We start from the raw sequence: 20,100 nt of genomic DNA, 5'->3' as shown, positions 1-20,100 counted from the left end.
GTTGCACTTCACCTACTTTCGTTTGTCGAATCCGCATAATCAATAATAACGAGGGTGATATTATCTTCTCCACCACGATCATTTGCTAATTGAATGAGATGCTCTCCCTTCGCCTCGAGCTGTTCATTCAATTGTAAAATTTGTTGCATATCAGCAATAGAAACTTTGTTAGACAATCCATCAGAGCAAAGAAGCAATTGATCGTCTTCTTCGAGCACCAATGTTTTAACATCTAGTCCGACTTTTTCTTCTGTTCCTAATGCTCTTAACAGAACATTCTTTTTCGGGTGATATTCTGCATCTTCTTTTGAAATTTCACCGTGCCTAACAAGTTCATTTACAAGTGAGTGATCTTCCGTTACAAGCGATATTTCTCCCTCTGATACCATATAACAACGACTATCTCCTATATGACCTATTGTTACAAAATTAGGTGTACAAATCGCCACGATAACCGTTGTTCCCATGCCATTACATTCTACATGCTGCTTAGAGTAAGCATATATGCGCTCATTAATAATTCCAACGTTAGTATGTAACCACTTTTCTACCTTTTTAGGCTCATTCATATTATGCGTTTGCTTCCAATAATCATGGAATAATTGAATAGCCATCGAGCTAGCTACATCGCCAGCTCGATGACCTCCCATTCCATCTGCTACTACCGCTAAAATATTTCCATCTAAATTGTGAAAAACTCCTGCACTATCTTCATTATGTTGACGAACTTTCCCTTTATCCGATAGAAACACGGCTTTCATCTCGTCACCTCGTCTCTTCTTTGCGCTCCTTTGCACGCAACTGACCGCAGGCTGCATCAATATCATGACCTTGTTCACGGCGAATTGTTACATTCACTCCACGATCTTTTAGCGTCTTTTCAAATAAGAAAATTTGCTCTCGTGGCGTACGTACATAATCACGTTCTGGCACGTAGTTTACCGGAATTAAGTTTACATGACATTTTACACCTTTTAAGAGCGCAGCAAGTTCTTCAGCTTGCTCAACTTGGTCATTTTCCCCTCCAAATAAGCCATATTCAAACGTAATACGACGCCCTGTTCTATTTACATAGTATTTAACAGCTTCCATTAAATCTGGTAGCTTATAAGCACGGTTAATCGGCATTAATTTTGAACGTAACTCTGTATTTGCAGAATGCAATGAAATCGCAAAATTAATTTGCATATCTTCTTCAGCGAACTTATAAATTTTTGGAACAATTCCACTTGTTGAAACTGTCATATGTCTTGCACCAATATGAATTCCTTTTTCATGATTTACAATGCGTAAGAATGACATTAAGTTGTCATAATTATCAAACGGCTCTCCGATTCCCATAACAACAAGAGAACTTACACGTTCTTCTGTTTCATCAAGCGCACGCTGAACTTCTACTACTTGCGCTACAATTTCTCCAGCCTCTAAGTTTCGTTTTAACCCACCAAGTGTAGAAGCACAGAACGTACAGCCAATGCGGCAACCCACCTGTGTTGTTACACAAATGGAATTTCCATATTCATGTCGCATTAGTACCGTTTCAATAGAGTACCCATCGTATAACTGGAATAGGAATTTAATCGTTCCATCCGAAGACGTTTGTTTTACTAAAGTATTTAAAGTAGTAATATCAAAGGAATTCGACAATTTATCGCGCAATCCTTTAGCAAGGTTTGACATATCCTCATAATTTTTTACACGTTTTTTATATAGCCAATCAAAAATTTGTCCTGCACGGAACTTAGGTTCTCCTTGTTCCTTTAACCAATCTTGCATTTCATGAAGTTGTAAAGAATAAATTGATGGTTTCTTTGTTTCTAGATTTTTCTTTTGTTTTTTTACAGTCGTTTCCATGATGCTACACCTTCTTTCTTAAACAAGCAATATAAAAGCCATCTGTTGCAAAATAATGCGGTAAAATTCGTACTTGACCTTCATCAATATACGGATTTAACTTTTCTGGCATGCGATCTTTTATCGTAGTATCCCATTCAAATTCAGGATGCTCTTGTAAAAATTGCTTTATTACTTGTTCATTCTCTATTTTTTCAATTGTGCACGTACTATAAACAAGGCGACCACCTTGTTTTAACAATGGTGCTATTTTTTCTAGTATCGCAAGTTGAATCGTTGATAATCTTTCACTATCGCCCTTATCTTTACCTAACTTAATATCAGGTTTACGTCTAATAACACCAAATCCAGAACATGGTGCATCTACTAATATTTTGTCAAAAGATTCATTTGCAAAATGCTCTTGAACTTTTCTAGCATCTAAAGCCATCGTTTCTACATTTTCTAAACCAAGTCTCTTCGCCTGTTGTTCAATTAAACGTACTTTATGTGCGTGTAAATCAAGCGACATTACCTTACCTGTTCCGTCCAAACGCTCTGCAATATGAGTTGTTTTTCCGCCAGGAGCAGCACAACTATCTAGAACTGCATCTCCTTTATTCGGTTCTAAAGCACGTGCTACAAGCATTGAGCTTTCATCTTGAATAGAAAGGAAACCTTTTTTGAACGCTTCTGTATGTGCGACATTTCCTCTTTCAATTTGAATTGCATCCTCTGACAATTCGCCACGTTTTGCTTCTATACCCTCATCAGCTAATAACGCAACCGCTTCTTCTACCGTTACTTTATCAACATTTACACGCGCTGTTGGTACAGGTGGCAACATATTTACTTCACACATTTTCTCTGCTGTCTCTAAACCATATTCAGATGCCCATTCTTGTACAAGCCACATCGGATGACTTGTTGCAATCGCAAGTCGTTCTACTGGATTATTGATTTCTTCTAACGAAGGTACACCTTCTCGCTGAATTGAACGCAATACTCCGTTCACCATGCCTGAAATCCCTTTATGTCCACGACGCTTCGCAATCTCAACAGCTTCATGAATAGCCGCTCTTTCTGGAACTCGGTCTAAATATAGCATTTGATATAAAGATAGGCGAAGCAACACTCTTACCCACGCTTCAACCTTTTTTCTTAAAAATGGTTGTAAATAATAATCTAGTGTGTCACGACGTTGAATCGTTCCATATACCATTTCAGTTAATAAACCAATATCTTTTCTGTCTATTGTATTTTTTTCAATCAGATTATTTAAAAGTAGGTTGCTATATGCGCCACTTTTTTCTACTTGAATTAAGCCATCCAGAGCTAACTCACGAACATTTTGTCTCATGCATTTTCTCCTAACTTCGTACCAATTTCAGGTTTTGTTCCACGTAAAAATTGTGAACAACTCATACGCTTTTTACCAGACGGTTGCAATTCAGTGATTTTAACACCTGTCTTATTCCCTGTTGCAACAACAAATCCATCTTCTTCAAGAGCTACTATTGTACCTGGTTCAGCTTTCTCTGTAATAGAGACCTTCTCTCCCCACCATACTTTAATAACTTGTCCTGCCAAAGTCGTATAAGCAACTGGCCATGGATTCAATCCGCGAATGTGATTGTATACTTCTTCACCTGTTTTTGTCCAATCAATTATCTCTTGCTCACGTTTAATATTATATGCAAACGTCACTTCAGCTTCACTTTGTTTAATTGGTTCTAGTTTACCCTGAATTAGTAAAGGAACCGTTTTAGATAAAAGATGTGCTCCTGCTTCGCTTAACTTGTCAAATAATGAACCTGTTGTTTCACGCTCTTCAATTTCTACTTCTACTTGCGTTAATATATCACCAGCATCTAATTTTTCTACCATATACATAATTGTAATACCTGTTTTCTCTTTACCTTCCATGATCGCATAATGAATTGGTGCACCACCGCGAAGTTCTGGAAGTAATGACGCGTGGACATTAATACATCCATACTTTGGCGCTTCTAAAATTTCATTCGGCACGATTTGTCCAAATGCCGCTGTTACAATTAAGTCTGGCTCTAGTGCTAATACTTTTTCATATTCGTCTTTTTCACGAATTTTTAACGGCTGTAATACTGGAATACCATGTTTCTCCGCTTCTACTTTAACAGGAGTAGGTGTTAAAACCTTTTTTCTACCAACTGGACGATCAGGTTGCGTCACAACACCAACTACGTCATATCCGTCCTCGATAAGACGACGAAGCACCGGCACAGAAAAGTCCGGTGTCCCCATAAATACTACTTTCATCATTCAAAAACCGCTCCTTTTAAACCTATTCTAATTCGCCTGCTTCATAATATCTTTTCACTTTAGATGTAAATAAAACACCGTGTAAATGATCGATTTCATGCTGAATTGCACGCGCTAAGAAGTCATCCGCTTCTAATAAAAATATTTTACCGCGACGATTTTGCGCACGTACTTTAATGTAATCTGCACGCTCCACTTCACCATAAAGTCCCGGAAAGCTTAAGCAGCCTTCGGGACCTACTTGTTCACCACGTTTTTCTAAAATAACAGGATTAATTAATTCAATTTTACCCGTATCATCACCGATATCAACAACAGCAACTTGTAAGCTTACACCTACTTGTGGCGCAGCTAGACCAACGCCATCTGCAATTAACATTGTTTCATGCATATCTTTTAACAATTTCACTAACTTTTTATCAAAGTTAATTACTCTTTCGCATGGTGTTTCTAACACTTCATTTGGATGCTTTACAATTTCTAAAACTGCCATATTTCCCTCCGCTACATTAACATTGTTGGATTAAAATCAATTGAGATTTGTAGCTCTTTTTGCATTTCTGCTTGATAATGTTCATTTACCATTTTGAGCACGTTCTTTAAGTTTGGTTCCCGTTTGTATTTTATCATGCATTGGTAACGATATCTATCTTTTATCCTTGGAATTGCTGAAGCAACCGGCCCTAACACCATTGTTTGCCTTGAACAATGCGTTCGTAAATGACCGACAATTTTTTCCGTCACTTGGACTGCCTTTAATAATTCCGGATGAGATACAGTTACAAGTACAACGTAGTAATATGGCGGATATTGTCTCATTTGTCTCATTTGCATTTCTTGCTCATAAAATACATCATATTGTTGATTCTTTGCTAATTCTACACTGTAATGTTCCGGCGTATACGTTTGAATTACAACTTCCCCTGGCAATTCATGTCTTCCTGCACGTCCACTCACTTGTGTCAATAGCTGATATGTCTTTTCACTCGCCCGAAAATCAGGTAGATGAAGCATCGTATCCGCCGTTAAAACCCCAACAAGCGTCACCTTCGGAAAATCAAGCCCTTTTGCAATCATTTGTGTTCCAAGTAATATATCTGCTTTCTCTTCACCAAACGCCTTTAATAATTTTTCATGCATTCCTTTACGGCTTGTTGTATCCACGTCCATTCGAATGACCCGCGCCTCAGGGAATAGTTTTGTGATTTCTTCTTCAACCTTTTGCGTCCCTGTACCAAAGAAACGAATATACGTACTATTACAAGCAGGACACTCCGTTGGCATATTTTCCTCATGACTACAATAATGACATTTTAAACGATGGTTCATTTTGTGATATGTCAACGAAATATCACAATGCGGACATTGTACGACATACCCACAATCACGGCACATCACAAACGTAGAATGACCCCTTCTATTTAAAAAGAGAACCATTTGTTCTTTCTTTTCTAATCGATCTGCTATTTTTTCATGCAGTGCCTTTGAAAACATTGAGCGATTTCCATCACGTAGCTCTTCACGCATATCAACAATTTCTACAGTCGGCAAAGCTTGTTTGTTCATACGTTTTTCCATTGTAAGCAACCCATAGACACCTTTTTTCGCTCTAGCAAACGATTCAAGTGTCGGCGTTGCACTTCCGAGAACGATTGGACACTTATGGTATTGTCCTCTCCACACTGCTACATCTCTCGCATGATACTTCGGGTTATCTTCTTGCTTATAACTCGATTCATGTTCCTCATCAATAATAATGATTCCTAAATTTTCAAAGGGAGCAAAAATAGCTGAACGTGCACCAACTACCACTTTCACTTCTTTTCTTAAAATTTTGCGCCATTCATCATACTTTTCTCCAACAGAAAGTGCACTGTGAAGAACTGCAACTTGCGAACCGAACCTACCTTTAAAGCGATCTACCATCTGGGGCGTTAGCGCAATTTCAGGAACAAGCACAATTGCTTCTTTTCCTTTCTCGAGCACCGCTGCTATAGATTGTAAATACACTTCAGTCTTACCACTTCCTGTAACACCATATAGTAAAAATGGATTGTAAGTTTCATTTGTAATTGATGACAAAATCGGTGTAATTACTTGTTTTTGTTCCTCAGTAAGCGGAAATGGTTTCGTTTGTTCAAAATCATCATCGTCATACGGATTCCGGTATACTTCTACATACTTTTCTGAGATTAGACCCTTTTTAACAAGTGATTTTATTGGAGCATCTGTTATCTGTAATTCTTCTGTTAAATTTTTTAACGGTACACTGTTGTAGTTTTCTACAAAATAATAGAGTACGTCTTGTTGTTTTTTACTTTTCAGTTCAAATGCTGCTAATTCCAATTTATCTGCCGGCAACTCCGGTTGAACTACTCTTTGTTTCTTCTTTTGCACTTTATCCTTTACTTGATAAACCACTTCAGTCGTACCATTTTTAATTTCTTGTTGAATAGTGCGATATAGGTGCGGCTGCGCTTCGATAGCTTCCCAATCTATCGTTTCCTTCCCTTGAAATAAAGAAAGAATTTCTGGCGCTACTTCTTCTTGGTTACGAAGTTGCAGACGCTTTTTATATGTTGCTTTTATCGCTGTCGGAAGCATTACCTGAAAAGCTGAAATCATATAGCATAACGTTTCACTTGTAAGCCAATACCCAAGCTTTAATAATTCATCATTTAAAACCGGAGTGACATCTAATATTTCATACAACGCTTTTAACTTTTTACTTTCTAGGTCAACCGAATCCTTTATTCCAATAATAAAACCTTGCAATTTCCTCGGACCAAATGGGACTACTACACGCATTCCTGTTTGCACGATATCTTCCCATTTTTTAGGGATAATATAATCAAACGGTCGATCTGTTTGACGTGCAGGTACATCAACAACTACACTTGCAAACTTCATACACGATCATCTTCTAACATCATTTCTATTTGCTTTAATATTTCACGAGCTACTTCTTTCTTCATTAAAAGTGGCAGTTCGATAATTTTTCCATCTTTTCTATACATTGTCACAATATTTGTATCTGTACCAAATCCAGCTCCTTGCACTTTCACGTCATTCGCAACAATCATATTTGCATTTTTCTCACGTAATTTTCTCGTTGCGTATTCCTCTATGTTTGTCGTTTCAGCTGCAAAACCGATAAGTAGCTGTCGGTCCTTCTTCTCACCTAACGTTTTTAAAATATCCACTGTTCTTTCTAATTCAATTACAGCATCGCCGTTTTTCTTTTTCATTTTATTATCATGAACATATTTCGGACGGTAATCTGCAACGGCTGCTGTTTTAATGACAACATCCACATTCTGATAATGTTGAAGGACTGCCTCTAACATATCTTGTGCAGATTCTACTTGTATTGTTGTTACATGTAATGGTGACTCTAATGCTGTCGGTCCTGACACAAGTATGACATCAGCACCTAAGCTTGCTGCAACTTCTGCGATCGCATATCCCATCTTTCCAGAAGAGAAATTCGTCATAAAACGAACTGGATCAATCTTTTCACGTGTCGGTCCAGCTGTTATTAATATTCGCTTTCCTTGCAATGGTTTTTGTTCGGAGAAGGCCTCTTCTAATCGTCCAATAATCACTTCAGGTTCTTCCAGTCTTCCTTTTGCTACATAACCACATGCTAAAAAACCTTCCCCAGGCTCAATAAATGTATATCCTAATGTTTTTAACGTCATCATGTTTTTTTGAACAATTTTATTTTCATACATATGCACATTCATAGCAGGTGCAATCCATACTGAAGCTGTAGTAGCTAACAAAGTAGTTGTAATCATATCATCAGCAATACCACCAGCTAATTTTCCAATACAATTAGCTGTAGCAGGTGCAACAAGCACAACATCTGCCCAATCCGCTAAATCAATATGAGCGATAACAGCCGAGTCTTTCTCATCGAATGTATCTGTATATACATCATGGCGAGAAAGTGCTTGAAATGTAAGAGGCGTAACAAATTTCATTGCTGACTCACTCATCATTACTTTTACAATTGCCCCCGTTTGTGTCAATTTACTTGTTAACGCCGCTGCTTTAAAAACCGCAATGCCTCCTGTTACACATAGAAGTATTTTTTTCCCTTTTAGCATATGACTCGTCCTCTTTCTTTTTCAAACTTATTCTGCTGAAATGGAATTTTTTCAGCTCGTCAGTGCTAGCATTTCGTTTCATCTTTATCCAAGTTCTTTTCGGCTCTGTCGTAAAAAAATAACAACCTACTTGTAAATAGGTTGTTACCGTTACATAGAAAATTATAAAGTCTATGTTTTAATTTGTCGAAAAGAATGTCTTAATCAATTATTTTGTCATCGCTTGGTACATATTTTAATACTTCTGCATCGATTTCTTCTAATGATTTACCCACACATTTATGAGAAACAGGCTTTTCAATAACACAATTGTCAGCAATTTGCATTTCGCGTGCACGCTTTGCAGCTACTGTTACAAGTGTATATTTAGAATCGATTTTTGTTAATAATGAGTCAATTGATGGATTTAACATAATTATAGACCCTCCGTCATTTCTTTATAGTATTTTGCCACTCTTTCGCGGCGGCAATGTTCACCAACCACAATTGCTTTAATTCGGTCGCAAGCTAATTCAACTTGATCGTTTTCTACAACATAGTCATAAGCGTCCATCATTTCGATTTCTTCTTTCGCTACAGTTAAACGATTTTCAATAACATCTTCAGTTTCTGTACCACGGCCGACAATTCGGTTCTTTAGTTCAGATAAACTTGGAGGTGCTAAGAAAATAAATACACCTTCAGGGAAGGCTTTCTTAACTTGAATTGCTCCTTGCACTTCAATTTCTAAGAACACATCTTTTCCTTCTTGTAACGTTTTTTCAACATAATCAATCGGTGTTCCGTAATAGTTACCAACGAACTCAGCCCATTCAAGTAACCTTTCATTACGAATCATTTCTTCAAATTCTTCTCTCTCTTTAAAGAAATAATCCACACCATCTACTTCACCTTCACGCGGTTTACGTGTCGTTACTGAAATAGAGTACTGAAAACGTGTGTCTTCATGGCTAAACAGCTCTTTTCGAACCGTTCCTTTCCCGACACCAGAAGGTCCCGAAAGAACGATGAGCAATCCTCTTCTACTTCTCATAAATATGTAAAACCTACCCTTCCTCACTTAAATCTTCTTTATTATTCAAACGATGTGCAATCGTCTCTGGCTGAATTGGACTTAATACTACATGCCCATCATCCATAACAATAACCGCCCTTGTTTTTCTCCCATACGTAGCATCAAGCAAAGCATTATGTTCACGTGCTTCCTGTACTGTTCGTTTAATAGGAGCTGACTCCGGACTTACAATAGCAATAATTCGATGAGCAGATACAATATTTCCGTATCCAATATTTAAAAACCGCATGGCCATAGTTTGCGCCTCCTAGTAAGTCTATCCGATTTCTCCACCACGTATAACTTTATATATTTTTTGAAAGCTACTCAATATTTTGTACTTGTTCACGAATTTTTTCAAGGTTATTTTTCATTTCTACAACATATTTTGAAATTGTTAAGTCATTTGCCTTAGAACCAATCGTATTAATTTCTCTATGCATCTCTTGCACGATGAAGTCCATTTTCCTTCCAACAGGCTCTTCAATCTGCAGTGTTTCACGAAATTGATCTAAATGACTTTGTAAACGAACTAACTCCTCATGAATATCACAACGCTCTGCAAACATTGCGACTTCTGTTAGCAATCTTTGTTCATCTAAATCTTGATTATGTAATTCTTTTAAGCGATTTTCTAATCGTTCACGATATTTTTGTGTAACAATTGGTGCATGTGGAATAATTGCATTTACACAATTGTGAATCTCTTGCAAACGATACGCTATATCTTTATGTAATCGTTCTCCTTCGCCATCTCTCATCGTTTTTAACATATGAGCAGCTTGGCGAACAGCCTCATATAAACTGTTTTCAAATTGTTCATTTACATTTTCTATTTCTTCAATTGCCGTTACTTCTGGCATTCCCATTAGTTGCCCGAGTGTAATAGAATCTTGTAATTGAAATTTCCCTTTTATATCTTCCATAATGGATTGGTACTGCTTGAGAAGCTCCCAATTCACACTTAATTTTCTTTCAACAAGCCCTTCACCTGTTATACTAATAGACACTTCAATACGTCCACGGCGAACTTGCTTTGCAATTATTTTACGAATCTTGTCTTCAAACACCATCATTTGCTTCGGAAGCCGAATACTCATTTCTAAAAAACGATGGTTCACCGACTTCATTTCTACTGTTATTTGAAAAATATCGTTTTCTACTTTCGATCTTCCAAATCCTGTCATACTACAAATCATCTTTATCACATCCAAGCCATGAAATAACTCAATGAAAAAGGTAATAGAGACAAGGCTCTACTACCTTCTGTAAATTATATCATATTTTCATATCATTGACTATTTCAAGTTTAATCCCTTCTTATATAACAGTGGCTTTTTCTTTTTCTCCTTTTTTCTTGTTAATAAAGATCCTACTAATAAGAAGGTCGGAATAGATGATAATCCCCCAATTAACAACCAATCTCGCGCTTGTATCGGCATTGTGCTAAAAATCGGCTGTAATGGTGGATAATATATAACTACAAGCATTAACAGTAAAGAAATAATAACCGCCCCTACTAAATATATATTTCCAAACGGGTTGCGGTGAAATATAGAATGTTCACTACGACAATCAAATACATGAATAAGCTGAGCCAGTACTAATGTTGCGAAGGCTACCGTTTGTGCATACTTTAATTCATTCGGGTGCTGGTTAAATGCAATAATAAACGCTACTAATGTCACTGCTCCGATTAGAAAACCACGACTTATAATTTTCCACGCAAGCCCTCTAGCGAACACCCCTTCTTTCGGATGGCGTGGTGTTCTCTTCATCACATCACCTTCAGCCTTATCCAAACCTAATGCCATCGCTGGTAAACCGTCAGTAACTAAGTTCACCCATAAAATTTGAATTGGAACCATCGGCAATGGCAGTGCAAGTAACATCGCAAATAACATAACTAAAATTTCACCAACGTTAGATGCTAACAAGTACCGAATAAACTTCCGAATATTTTCATATATGTTTCTACCTTCTTTAATCGCCGATTTAATCGTAGCAAAGTTATCATCTAACAACACAAGTGAAGAAGCTTCTTTTGCAACATCTGTCCCTGTAATTCCCATTGCAATCCCTATATCAGCTGTTTTAATGGCCGGGGCATCGTTCACTCCATCACCTGTCATAGCTACTATATGCCCCTTATTTTGCAGCGCCTTAACGATTTTCAATTTATGCTCAGGAGACACACGAGCGAATACATACGTATCTTCTACAATATCTTCTAATGCCTCTACATCCATATTCGCAAGTTCTACACCTTCAACAACGCGTCCACCCGCCGGTAAAACCCCTAACTGTTCCGCAATTGCCATTGCTGTCACTTTATGATCTCCCGTAATCATTACCGTTCTAATACCAGCTTCCTTGCACTCTTTCACCGCTTGCGCCACTTCTAGTCTTGGCGGATCTATCATTCCTTGTATTCCAACAAGCATAAAATCCTGCTCGACTTCTCTTTCATGTTCAATTGAATCTGTAGCTTTTAACGGTTTAAATGCCACCGCAATCGTTCGTAAAGCTTGACTTCCTAAGCTATGAATCGCTGCCTGCACTTCTTTTCGATACATTTCACTTAAAGGCTGCTGCTTATTTCCCCACAAAATTGTTTGACTCATTTGCAAAAGAACATCTGGTGCTCCTTTTGTAATAACAAATTTTTTACCTTCACGATCACGAACAATAACGCTCATCATTTTTCTAGTTGAATCAAAAGGAAATTCACGAATGACTTCAAACTTTCCTTTAAGAGCTTCACGTGATATTCCCGCCTTCATTGCAGCAGCAACGAGAGCTCCCTCTGTTGGATCTCCATCTAACACATACGTCTTTTTCTTTTGAATAACGTTCGCATTATTACATAAACAGCCAAATGTAAGTAGTTGATACAGTGATTTCGTCTTAGTAGGGTCAATTACCTCTTCACCTTTCATAAACGAACCTGCCGGCTCATAGCCTTGACCTGTTACTTTCCACAATTCTCCGCCTGACCACATATGTGTTACCATCATCTTATTTTGTGTCATTGTTCCTGTTTTATCTGAGCAAATAACAGAAGCACAACCTAACGTTTCTACAGCTGGCAATTTTCGCACAATTGCCCTCTTTTTAATCATACGCTGTACGCCAAGTGATAGCGCAACCGTAACGATAGCTGGCAATCCTTCTGGAATAGCCGCAACAGCAAGCGAAACCCCAGCCAAAAACATGTGATACACTTCATTCCCTTGATATACACCAGCTAATACAACAAGAGCCGTCAAAATAAGAGCAACAATAATTAAAATTTTCCCAAGCTGTTCTAATCTTCTTTGTAATGGCGTTTCCATTTGCTCAGCATTTTGCAACATATTTGCAATTTGCCCCATAGCTGTATTCATTCCAGTCGCTACGACTACCCCTGTTCCAGCACCTCTCGTTATCATCGTTCCCATAAATGCCATATTTTTTTGATCACCAATTGAAACATCTTGGCCTTGTAACGCCTCTACCTTCTTTTGTACAGGCAATGACTCTCCTGTAAGAGCCGATTCTTCAATATATAAACTTGAAGATTCCACAAGGCGAACATCCGCGCCAATACGGTCACCACTAGAAAACTTAATGATATCACCTAGTACAAGCGCTTTTGACGGCGCTTTTATCCACTTCCCATTTCTTAGTACAGTAACTTGAGGGGCTGCCAATTCTTTTAAAGCTTCCAACGATTTTTCAGCTTTCCTCTCTTGAAAGAAACCGAGGACACCATTGATAATAACAATTGCAACAATTGCAATCGAATCAATATACTCTCCTAAAAAAGCTGAAATAATTGTAGCACCAAATAAAACAAGTACCATAAAGTCTTTAAATTGCGCTAAAAACACCATAAGCGCAGCAGGCCGCTTTGCTTCTTGCAATTCATTTGTACCAAATTTCTTTAATCGGCCCTCTGCTTCTTGTTCTGTAAGACCTACCTCCACATTCGTATTCGTTCTTTCCTCCACTTCATGTGCTCGCATTTCATACCAATTCATCCTGCCATCGACCTCCTGATTCCAGACATACTCTAATGAAAGCTTATTCAGCCTCGTCCAAAAAAATGCTATAATTAACTTTTAGTTAGAAAGGAGTGTTCATTCATGGCATTCGATGGATTATTTACAAGAGCAATTACACATGAAATTGCAAATTCTCTTCAAACAGGAAGAATTTCAAAAATATATCAACCCTCAAAATATGAAGTTTTATTACATATTCGAGCAAACGGAAAAAATCAAAAGCTAATTCTTTCATCTCACCCTACATATGCGCGTATGCACTTAACAAATCAAAACTACGATTCACCAGCGCTACCGCCAATGTTTTGTATGCTTCTTCGCAAACATTTAGAAGGTGGATTTATTGAAAAAATTGAACAAATTGACTTAGAACGTATTATTCAAATTACAGTCCGCAGTCGCAATGAAATCGGTGACGAATCAGTAAAAACATTAGTAATCGAAATAATGGGACGACACAGTAATATTATCTTATTAGATACGAAAACAAATGTTATTTTAGATAGCTTAAAACACATTTCTTTAGCGGTAAACCGACATCGTACTGTATATGCTGGAGCTGAATATGTTGCTCCACCAGCACAACATAAAGTTAATCCGCTTCTTATCGAAACAGAAGATGATTTTATTAAACCGCTAGACTTTTTATCTGGCAACATGGACAAACAACTTGTCGGAGCATTCATGGGAATTTCCCCATTATTTGCAAAAGAAGTTGTAAAAAAAGCAGGTATGGCAAATGAAAAAGCATTATCTGAAGCTTTCTTCAGCTTGCAAAAACCATTGCTAACACATCAGTACGTGCCAGCAATGATAACAGCAAATGGAAAAGAGTTCTTTTACCTATTCCCTCTTTCTCACTTACAAGGAAATGAAAAAACATTTTCATCTGTTAGTGAATTATTAGATCGTTTCTTCTTTGGTAAAGCAGAGCGCGATCGTGTAAAACAACAAGCTCACGATTTAGAACGCTTTATGCAAAATGAAAAAACAAAAAACGAAAAGAAGCTAATTAAACTAGAAAAAACATTACAAGATGCCGGAAAAGCAGATAAATATCAACTATTTGGAGAGCTACTTACAGCCAATATGTACGCTTTGAAAAAAGGTGATAAAGAGATAGAAGTCGTTAACTATTACGACGAAAATGGTGGGACTGTAAAAATCACATTAAATCCTTTAAAAACACCATCTGAAAATGCACAACGCTATTTCCAAAAGTACCAAAAAGCGAAAAATTCAGTTGCTATTGTAGAAGAACAAATCGTAAAAACAAATGAAGAAATTCTTTATTTCGATAGCTTACTTCAACAAATGGAGGCTGCTTCTTCAAAAGATATTGAAGAGATTCGTGAAGAGTTAGCCGAAGAAGGTTATGTACGCAATCGTAAGAAGAAAAACGCAAAGAAAAAACCGACAAAACCAGTATTGGACAAATATTTAGCTAGTGATGGTACAGAAATTTTCGTCGGTAAAAACAATAAGCAAAATGATTATTTAACAACGAAATTCTCCCGTCGTGATGAAATTTGGTTACATACGAAAGACATACCTGGGTCCCACGTTGTCATTCGTTCTCTTGAACCTACGGAAGAGACTTTACACGAGGCCGCTAAAATCGCTGCTTATTACAGTAAAGCAAAAGATTCTAGCTCTGTTCCTGTAGATTTCACAAAGGTACGCAATGTCAAAAAACCGAGCGGTGCAAAACTTGGATTTGTTACATATGACAATCAGCAAACATTATATGTAACACCAGATGCTGATACAGTAATGAAATTAAAAGCGTAAATACTTAAAAATGCGTTGCTAGCAAGCAACGCATTTTTCTATGTTTTCAGCTTAGTTCATATACCCATTCACTAATTCATAACATCTTTCTTTTGTCATCTTATATTTTTCATCTGCAGCTTCGATATATCTCATCGTTCCATTATTTTCATCTGTAGCAATTGCTTTAACTTTACTTTCCTTTTCTAACTTCAATGTTGTCAAAAAATTTGACAGTGCTATTTCGTATTTGTATAAATTTTTTTACAGTGTGTAAAGAAATTGAATCTTGAGTTGATGTTTTTTTCATTCTCCCACTGCTAATTGAAGTAATCTGTATTTCACGAGCAGCCCACCGCCCACAAATAACGGACTACATTTCTTATCTTCTCTAAAACATATGTAATTCCCACTATCTTTTCTCTAAATATATTTTTTGGCACGCTATTTGCTTTATTCAATACTGTGAAAAGGGGGAATTAACATGACTTTAAGAATTAATAAAATCCAAAATCAACTAAAAAACTATGAAATTGACGGATTACTTATTACAAAAAAAGAAAATCGCCAATATGCAACAGGCTTTACAGGTAGTGCTGGCGTCGTCTTAATCTCTGCGGATAACGCTGTTTTTATAACTGATTTCCGCTATGTAGATCAAGCAAAATCACAAATAGAAGAAGCTGAAATTATTATGCATAAAGGAAATTTAGAAAAAGAAATCGCAAATCAAGTATCGAAATTAAACATTCAAAAACTTGGAATTGAAGAAAATAACATGACATTGCAACAATATAAAAACTTACAAAAATACATACACGTGGAAATGGTTCAGGTGTGCGAAATCATCGAAGATATCCGTATTATTAAAGACACGCCTGAAATAGAAACAATGAAAATTGCGGCTACTATTGCGGACGAAGCATTTCACCACATCCTCCAATTTCTAAAACCAGGAATAAGTGAGACTGATGTCAGAGATGAATTAGAATTTTTCATGCGAAAAAAAGGGGCTACATCCTCATCGTTTCAAATTATTGTAGCTTCTGGCGTTCGTTCTTCCCTTCCTCATGGCGTTGCATCGAATAAAATAATCGAGCACGGCGATATCGTTACATTAGATTTCGGTGCACTTTATAACGGGTATTGTTCCGATTTAACACGTACTGTAGCAATCGGCGAACCATCAGAAGAATTCAAAAAAATATATAATGTTGTATTAGAAGCATTGAAGCGTGGAACTGAAGCAATTAAACCTGGAGAAACTGCGAAAAGTATCGATGATATAACGAGAGATTACATTACAGAACATGGATACGGTCAATATTTTGGTCACTCTACTGGTCATGGGCTTGGGTTAGAAATTCATGAACCTCTCCGTCTATCCCAAGAAAGTAAGGCTACTTTAGAAGAAGGTATGGTTGTTACAATTGAACCAGGTATTTATATCCCAAACTGGGGTGGTTGTAGAATTGAAGATGATATTGTCGTTACAAAAGATGGCTATGAAGTTATTACAAAAGCAAATAGAGAGCTAATTGTTATTCCTTGTTAAAAATTATGAACTTTTTAACAGGAGTTTTTCTCTGCACATAGAATTCCTTCTCTGGAGTATTCGTTTAAAGAGGGGGAATTTTAATTGAACTTTGTAATTGATAAAATAGATGGTTTAAACGTAGAATTTTCAAAACTTGTTTCCATGATGAATTACGCTCGTTATACAACAATGCAAGCGGTCGAAGGCTTAACAATTGAAGAACTTGATTATTTATATGATGATGAAGCAAATTCAATTGGCATGTTATTGTACCATATGGCCGCTATTGAATTTTACTACCAGATTCATACTTTTGAAGATCGTGAACCAACAGATGCTGAATTAGAACGCTGGTTACCTGCTGTTGAGTTAGGAAATCTTGGCCGTGAGAAAATAAAAGGAAACTCAATAGAATTTTACATAAATACGTTGCAAGAAGTACGTTCCAAAACGATTAAAACTTTTCAATCATTACCTGATGAATGGCTATTTAAAACGACAGACTTTTGGCATGACAAGCCAGCAAATAACTACTTTAAATGGTTTCACGTATTTGAAGATGAAATCAATCATCGCGGACAAATTCGTTTAGTTAAAAAGATGCAAAAAGCACATTCAGTAAAATAAGAAAGTGCCACCTTATCCGGTGGCACTTTCTTTTATTCATTAACAAATATTTTTCCGTTTACTTTTTTAGCAATCACTGCTATCGCTATTAAAATGAATAGTAAGTATAACCATTTTGCAACAAGTAACCACCCTTGAAAAATTGCTATGTCATTCATTTGTTCATAACCTTTTATTAGCAAGAACGGAATCGTACTAATTATTATGACAAACTCGATACTATAAATAATTTTCTTTTTCCGACTATACGTTTTCCACTCTTTCCAGCGGTACAAGGGAGCAAAAATCAATACTCCTATACATAATATTACTGGTACCCATTCACTTTTAAGAAATTGTCCTAAAATGATAGATAATAGTAAACAACCGAGCACACCATAATACCCTATTTTTTCTCTCATTCGTACTACCTCCATTCTATCCTCTCTTTAATATGTAACTCCCTATTCTTATCATGACTCTTAGAAAAATAACGACTACAATTACAAGATAAAGACCTTTCGTAGAAGACATCCAATCTTGAAAAATAGACATTTTCTCCATCTGTTTCTGCCCTTCTATTAAAATAAACCCTATGAAAAATGAGCAAATAACAGTGATACCTATCATAATTCCAATACTTTTCTTACTATATTGTTTCATATCATCCCAGTTATATAACAGTACAAAAACAAACCCAAAAACAGGTATGATACTTACCCATTCATTGTTTGTAAATAGATTTAAAATGATTAATAGACTACAAGAAATAATAAATCCCCAAAAACCAATTTTCTTGTGCATAAGTCCTCCTTTAATTCCATTTTTAGGATTAATTGTATTGTAACATCCATATTTTATTCTTACCATTACAGTACATGAAATTTCACTTTTTTTCTTTTTCCTTATACTCACATACTTTCACTGCTTTCATACAATGAACTACACGAACGCCTAAGGATGTGAATGTTATGGGAGTTGAATTAACGCTTTTACATGCTCTCTATGTTCTTTGCTTACTAACCATTATTACCTTCTTTATTCTCCGGAAAGATACGACGATTATTTGTATCGTTTTTATCTTTTTATTAGCATTAACCGCTACAAGCTCTATCCCTCTTGCCATTAGCGGTATTTTTCAAATTTTCATTTACGCCATTACTGAGCTATTACCAACTATATTGATCATCTCCATTATCGTATCAATGAGCAATCTACTCGTTCATACCGGCATAAATGATACGATGATTTCACCATTTACAAAAATGATTCGTACACCTACCCTCGCCTACTGGATTATCGGCCTTTTGATGATGACAATTTCTTTCTTCTTTTGGCCTTCTCCAGCTGTTGCCTTAATGGGGGCTATTTTATTACCTGTCGCTGTACGCGTCGGCCTTCCGCCAATTGGAGTTGCCATTGCTATGAACTTATTCGGACATGGCATCGCCTTATCTGGTGACTTCGTTATTCAAGGTGCACCGAAATTAACTGCAGACGCTGCTGGTCTTCCTGTTTCCAGCGTTGTTTCTGCCAGTGTTCCCCTCGTAATTGTTATGGGCATTGTGACAACTTCCGTCGCATTTTTCTTCTTACGAAAAGAATTTCATACAGGCTTATCTATACAAGAATCTATTCCATCAACTGAGTCTTCTAAAACGCTCACTTCATTATCTTCTCGGACAAAAAAATGGCTCGCTATTTGTATTCCGATCGTATATGCCATCGATATCCTTTGTATGATTCAATTTAAACTACAAGGAAGCGACGCAACCGCACTTATCGGCGGGACGACTGTTATTATGATTATCATCATTTCTCTCATCGCTTACAAAGGAAATGGACTAAATAAAACGACCGATTATTTTATAGAAGGGCTCCAATTTGGATTTAAAATTTTCGGACCAGTTATTCCAATTGCTGCACTCTTTTATTTAGGAGATAGTGGCTTTGTAAAAATTATCGGGGACTATTTACCGAAAGGTTCACACGGAATCATTAACGACTTAGGGATCGCCTTATCTCAAACTGTTCCTTTAAACCAATATGTATCGGCGGGAACATTAACTATCGTTGGTGTCATTACTGGTTTAGACGGATCTGGCTTTTCCGGTATATCACTTGCTGGTTCGATTGCCAATCTTTTCGGAACAGCGCTTGGGCATGGAACAGCTACATTAACAGCACTCGGGCAAATTGCAGCAATCTGGACCGGGGGCGGAACATTAATTCCTTGGGCGCTTATCCCTGCCGCTGCCATTTGTAAAGTGGATCCGTTTGAACTTGCACGCCGAAACTTTTTACCAGTTGTGATTGGCTTAATTGTCACCACGATTGTTGCGATGTTTATCCTATAACGTAAGCAAGGCAATACTTGCTTACGTTTTTTCAGGTTAAGTATTGAAACATACTGACCTTCAAAAGGGATTATGTATGTGTTAGCGAAATTATATTAAGAGAGTAATTATTTCAAAACGTTTACAAGAAACATATTACTTCTACTAGAAAAGGGGACATAACTATGAATGAATTGATTTTCGTCTTATTAATCTGTCCATTACTTATCTTTATCGTTTCTGTTATTGGAACACGTAGAACGAAAACGTATTATGTAATGCCGATTGTAACGTTTGCTAGTTTTTTAATAATAGGTGTTATCGCCTTTACTCCAAAATTTTTCTTTTGGGTTGGTATGTATAGCATCTTCTCATTTATCATTTCTTATATGACTCTATTATTTGTGAGAGGATATGAAGTTGCGGAAAATGCTAAGTAGTTATTAGTAAGGAGTTTGTAATATGATTTTCTTTGATATCGATGGAACTTTACATGAAATTTTAG

The 20,100-nt window shown here is 36.8% G+C and carries 19 protein-coding genes and 1 pseudogene; 5 read left to right on the top strand and 15 right to left on the bottom strand.

Features of this window, described 5'->3' with window-relative positions:
* Window positions 1–8: 8 nt before the first annotated feature.
* From QCI75_RS08045 to QCI75_RS07990, 12 genes are all read right to left on the bottom strand, one after another.
* Complete coding sequence (locus tag QCI75_RS08045; protein ID WP_199672389.1) at window positions 9–761, bottom strand: Stp1/IreP family PP2C-type Ser/Thr phosphatase; 753 nt, start codon at window positions 759–761, stop codon at window positions 9–11.
* Between the two features lie 4 nt (window positions 762–765).
* Window positions 766–1,854 carry a dual-specificity RNA methyltransferase RlmN gene (gene rlmN / locus QCI75_RS08040; RefSeq protein WP_070144606.1) on the bottom strand — a complete coding sequence of 363 codons (1,089 nt, stop codon included), beginning with the start codon at window positions 1,852–1,854 and terminating at the stop codon, window positions 766–768.
* Between the two features lie 4 nt (window positions 1,855–1,858).
* Window positions 1,859–3,193, bottom strand: coding sequence for a 16S rRNA (cytosine(967)-C(5))-methyltransferase RsmB (gene rsmB / locus QCI75_RS08035; protein WP_098777347.1), 1,335 nt, complete (start codon window positions 3,191–3,193; stop codon window positions 1,859–1,861).
* On the bottom strand, window positions 3,190–4,134 hold the full coding sequence (fmt, locus tag QCI75_RS08030; RefSeq protein WP_353760205.1) for a methionyl-tRNA formyltransferase: 945 nt from the start codon (window positions 4,132–4,134) through the stop codon (window positions 3,190–3,192). Before fmt ends, rsmB begins: the two co-directional genes overlap by 4 nt.
* A gap of 22 nt (window positions 4,135–4,156) precedes the next feature.
* Window positions 4,157–4,627 carry a peptide deformylase gene (gene def, locus QCI75_RS08025; protein WP_002014496.1) on the bottom strand — a complete coding sequence of 157 codons (471 nt, stop codon included), beginning with the start codon at window positions 4,625–4,627 and terminating at the stop codon, window positions 4,157–4,159.
* An 11-nt stretch (window positions 4,628–4,638) separates the two neighbouring features.
* Complete coding sequence (gene priA / locus QCI75_RS08020; RefSeq protein WP_144506122.1) at window positions 4,639–7,044, bottom strand: primosomal protein N'; 2,406 nt, start codon at window positions 7,042–7,044, stop codon at window positions 4,639–4,641.
* Window positions 7,041–8,246: a bifunctional phosphopantothenoylcysteine decarboxylase/phosphopantothenate--cysteine ligase CoaBC gene (coaBC, locus tag QCI75_RS08015; RefSeq protein ID WP_353760204.1), complete on the bottom strand. Its 1,206-nt coding sequence runs from the start codon at window positions 8,244–8,246 to the stop codon at window positions 7,041–7,043. The genes priA and coaBC overlap by 4 nt, the downstream gene beginning before the upstream one ends.
* Window positions 8,247–8,446: 200 nt before the next feature.
* A complete protein-coding gene (gene rpoZ, locus QCI75_RS08010; RefSeq protein WP_098777351.1) occupies window positions 8,447–8,659 on the bottom strand; it encodes a DNA-directed RNA polymerase subunit omega in 213 nt (70 codons plus the stop codon).
* A 2-nt stretch (window positions 8,660–8,661) separates the two neighbouring features.
* Window positions 8,662–9,279, bottom strand: a complete 618-nt coding sequence (gene gmk, locus QCI75_RS08005) for a guanylate kinase (RefSeq protein ID WP_002173127.1) — start codon at window positions 9,277–9,279, stop codon at window positions 8,662–8,664.
* Window positions 9,280–9,292: 13 nt separating this feature from the next.
* The gene (gene remA / locus QCI75_RS08000) at window positions 9,293–9,556 is read right to left on the bottom strand and encodes an extracellular matrix/biofilm regulator RemA (protein WP_001251456.1); all 264 of its coding nucleotides are present in this window, start codon (window positions 9,554–9,556) and stop codon (window positions 9,293–9,295) included.
* A 67-nt stretch (window positions 9,557–9,623) separates the two neighbouring features.
* A complete protein-coding gene (locus QCI75_RS07995) occupies window positions 9,624–10,499 on the bottom strand; it encodes a YicC/YloC family endoribonuclease (RefSeq protein ID WP_353760203.1) in 876 nt (291 codons plus the stop codon).
* Between the two features lie 99 nt (window positions 10,500–10,598).
* Window positions 10,599–13,322, bottom strand: a complete 2,724-nt coding sequence (locus QCI75_RS07990; protein WP_353760202.1) for a calcium-translocating P-type ATPase, SERCA-type — start codon at window positions 13,320–13,322, stop codon at window positions 10,599–10,601.
* A 105-nt stretch (window positions 13,323–13,427) separates the two neighbouring features.
* Here QCI75_RS07990 and QCI75_RS07985 point away from each other — a divergent pair, with 105 nt between their 5' ends.
* Complete coding sequence (locus QCI75_RS07985; RefSeq protein WP_144503859.1) at window positions 13,428–15,137, top strand: Rqc2 family fibronectin-binding protein; 1,710 nt, start codon at window positions 13,428–13,430, stop codon at window positions 15,135–15,137.
* 51 nt (window positions 15,138–15,188) lie between these two features.
* Here the strand turns inward: QCI75_RS07985 and QCI75_RS07980 are convergent.
* Window positions 15,189–15,323 (bottom strand): annotated as a pseudogene (locus tag QCI75_RS07980) (lysozyme inhibitor LprI family protein); the annotation flags it as partial.
* A gap of 277 nt (window positions 15,324–15,600) precedes the next feature.
* Between QCI75_RS07980 and QCI75_RS07975 the strand changes: the two are divergent.
* Both QCI75_RS07975 and QCI75_RS07970 read left to right on the top strand, forming a co-directional pair.
* Complete coding sequence (locus QCI75_RS07975; protein WP_144503861.1) at window positions 15,601–16,671, top strand: M24 family metallopeptidase; 1,071 nt, start codon at window positions 15,601–15,603, stop codon at window positions 16,669–16,671.
* An 84-nt stretch (window positions 16,672–16,755) separates the two neighbouring features.
* Window positions 16,756–17,280, top strand: coding sequence for a DinB family protein (locus tag QCI75_RS07970; RefSeq protein ID WP_353760200.1), 525 nt, complete (start codon window positions 16,756–16,758; stop codon window positions 17,278–17,280).
* Window positions 17,281–17,312: 32 nt separating this feature from the next.
* On the opposite strand, the gene QCI75_RS07965 is transcribed toward QCI75_RS07970, so the two are convergent.
* Window positions 17,313–17,681, bottom strand: coding sequence for a YoqO family protein (locus QCI75_RS07965; protein WP_144503865.1), 369 nt, complete (start codon window positions 17,679–17,681; stop codon window positions 17,313–17,315).
* Between the two features lie 16 nt (window positions 17,682–17,697).
* The gene (locus QCI75_RS07960) at window positions 17,698–18,129 is read right to left on the bottom strand and encodes a YoqO family protein (RefSeq protein WP_186320832.1); all 432 of its coding nucleotides are present in this window, start codon (window positions 18,127–18,129) and stop codon (window positions 17,698–17,700) included.
* Between the two features lie 101 nt (window positions 18,130–18,230).
* Between QCI75_RS07960 and QCI75_RS07955 the strand changes: the two genes are divergently transcribed.
* On the top strand, window positions 18,231–19,616 hold the full coding sequence (locus QCI75_RS07955) for a hypothetical protein (RefSeq protein WP_353760199.1): 1,386 nt from the start codon (window positions 18,231–18,233) through the stop codon (window positions 19,614–19,616).
* A gap of 164 nt (window positions 19,617–19,780) precedes the next feature.
* On the top strand, window positions 19,781–20,035 hold the full coding sequence (locus QCI75_RS07950) for a YbeF family protein (RefSeq protein ID WP_144503871.1): 255 nt from the start codon (window positions 19,781–19,783) through the stop codon (window positions 20,033–20,035).
* The last annotated feature ends 65 nt before the right edge of the window (window positions 20,036–20,100 follow it).

Source organism: Bacillus cereus group sp. RP43 (genome assembly GCF_040459645.1).
Classification (GTDB): Bacteria; Bacillota; Bacilli; order Bacillales; family Bacillaceae_G; genus Bacillus_A; species Bacillus_A mycoides_C.
Note: the sequence above shows the minus strand (reverse complement) of the source record. Positions and strands in the feature narration are given on the sequence as shown.

Excerpts from the sequence above, each read along its gene's own strand:
- QCI75_RS08045 (WP_199672389.1), bottom strand. The coding sequence starts at position 761 with ATGAAAGCCGTGTTTCTATCGGATAAAGGGAAAGTTCGTCAACATAAT.
- rlmN (WP_070144606.1), bottom strand. The coding sequence starts at position 1,854 with ATGGAAACGACTGTAAAAAAACAAAAGAAAAATCTAGAAACAAAGAAA.
- rsmB (WP_098777347.1), bottom strand. The coding sequence starts at position 3,193 with ATGAGACAAAATGTTCGTGAGTTAGCTCTGGATGGCTTAATTCAAGTA.
- fmt (WP_353760205.1), bottom strand. The coding sequence starts at position 4,134 with ATGATGAAAGTAGTATTTATGGGGACACCGGACTTTTCTGTGCCGGTG.
- def (WP_002014496.1), bottom strand. The coding sequence starts at position 4,627 with ATGGCAGTTTTAGAAATTGTAAAGCATCCAAATGAAGTGTTAGAAACA.
- priA (WP_144506122.1), bottom strand. The coding sequence starts at position 7,044 with ATGAAGTTTGCAAGTGTAGTTGTTGATGTACCTGCACGTCAAACAGAT.
- coaBC (WP_353760204.1), bottom strand. The coding sequence starts at position 8,246 with ATGCTAAAAGGGAAAAAAATACTTCTATGTGTAACAGGAGGCATTGCG.
- rpoZ (WP_098777351.1), bottom strand. The coding sequence starts at position 8,659 with ATGTTAAATCCATCAATTGACTCATTATTAACAAAAATCGATTCTAAA.
- gmk (WP_002173127.1), bottom strand. The coding sequence starts at position 9,279 with ATGAGAAGTAGAAGAGGATTGCTCATCGTTCTTTCGGGACCTTCTGGT.
- remA (WP_001251456.1), bottom strand. The coding sequence starts at position 9,556 with ATGGCCATGCGGTTTTTAAATATTGGATACGGAAATATTGTATCTGCT.
- QCI75_RS07995 (WP_353760203.1), bottom strand. The coding sequence starts at position 10,499 with ATGATTTGTAGTATGACAGGATTTGGAAGATCGAAAGTAGAAAACGAT.
- QCI75_RS07990 (WP_353760202.1), bottom strand. The coding sequence starts at position 13,322 with ATGAATTGGTATGAAATGCGAGCACATGAAGTGGAGGAAAGAACGAAT.
- QCI75_RS07985 (WP_144503859.1), top strand. The coding sequence starts at position 13,428 with ATGGCATTCGATGGATTATTTACAAGAGCAATTACACATGAAATTGCA.
- QCI75_RS07975 (WP_144503861.1), top strand. The coding sequence starts at position 15,601 with ATGACTTTAAGAATTAATAAAATCCAAAATCAACTAAAAAACTATGAA.
- QCI75_RS07965 (WP_144503865.1), bottom strand. The coding sequence starts at position 17,681 with ATGAGAGAAAAAATAGGGTATTATGGTGTGCTCGGTTGTTTACTATTA.
- QCI75_RS07960 (WP_186320832.1), bottom strand. The coding sequence starts at position 18,129 with ATGGTAAGAATAAAATATGGATGTTACAATACAATTAATCCTAAAAAT.
- QCI75_RS07955 (WP_353760199.1), top strand. The coding sequence starts at position 18,231 with ATGGGAGTTGAATTAACGCTTTTACATGCTCTCTATGTTCTTTGCTTA.
- QCI75_RS07950 (WP_144503871.1), top strand. The coding sequence starts at position 19,781 with ATGAATGAATTGATTTTCGTCTTATTAATCTGTCCATTACTTATCTTT.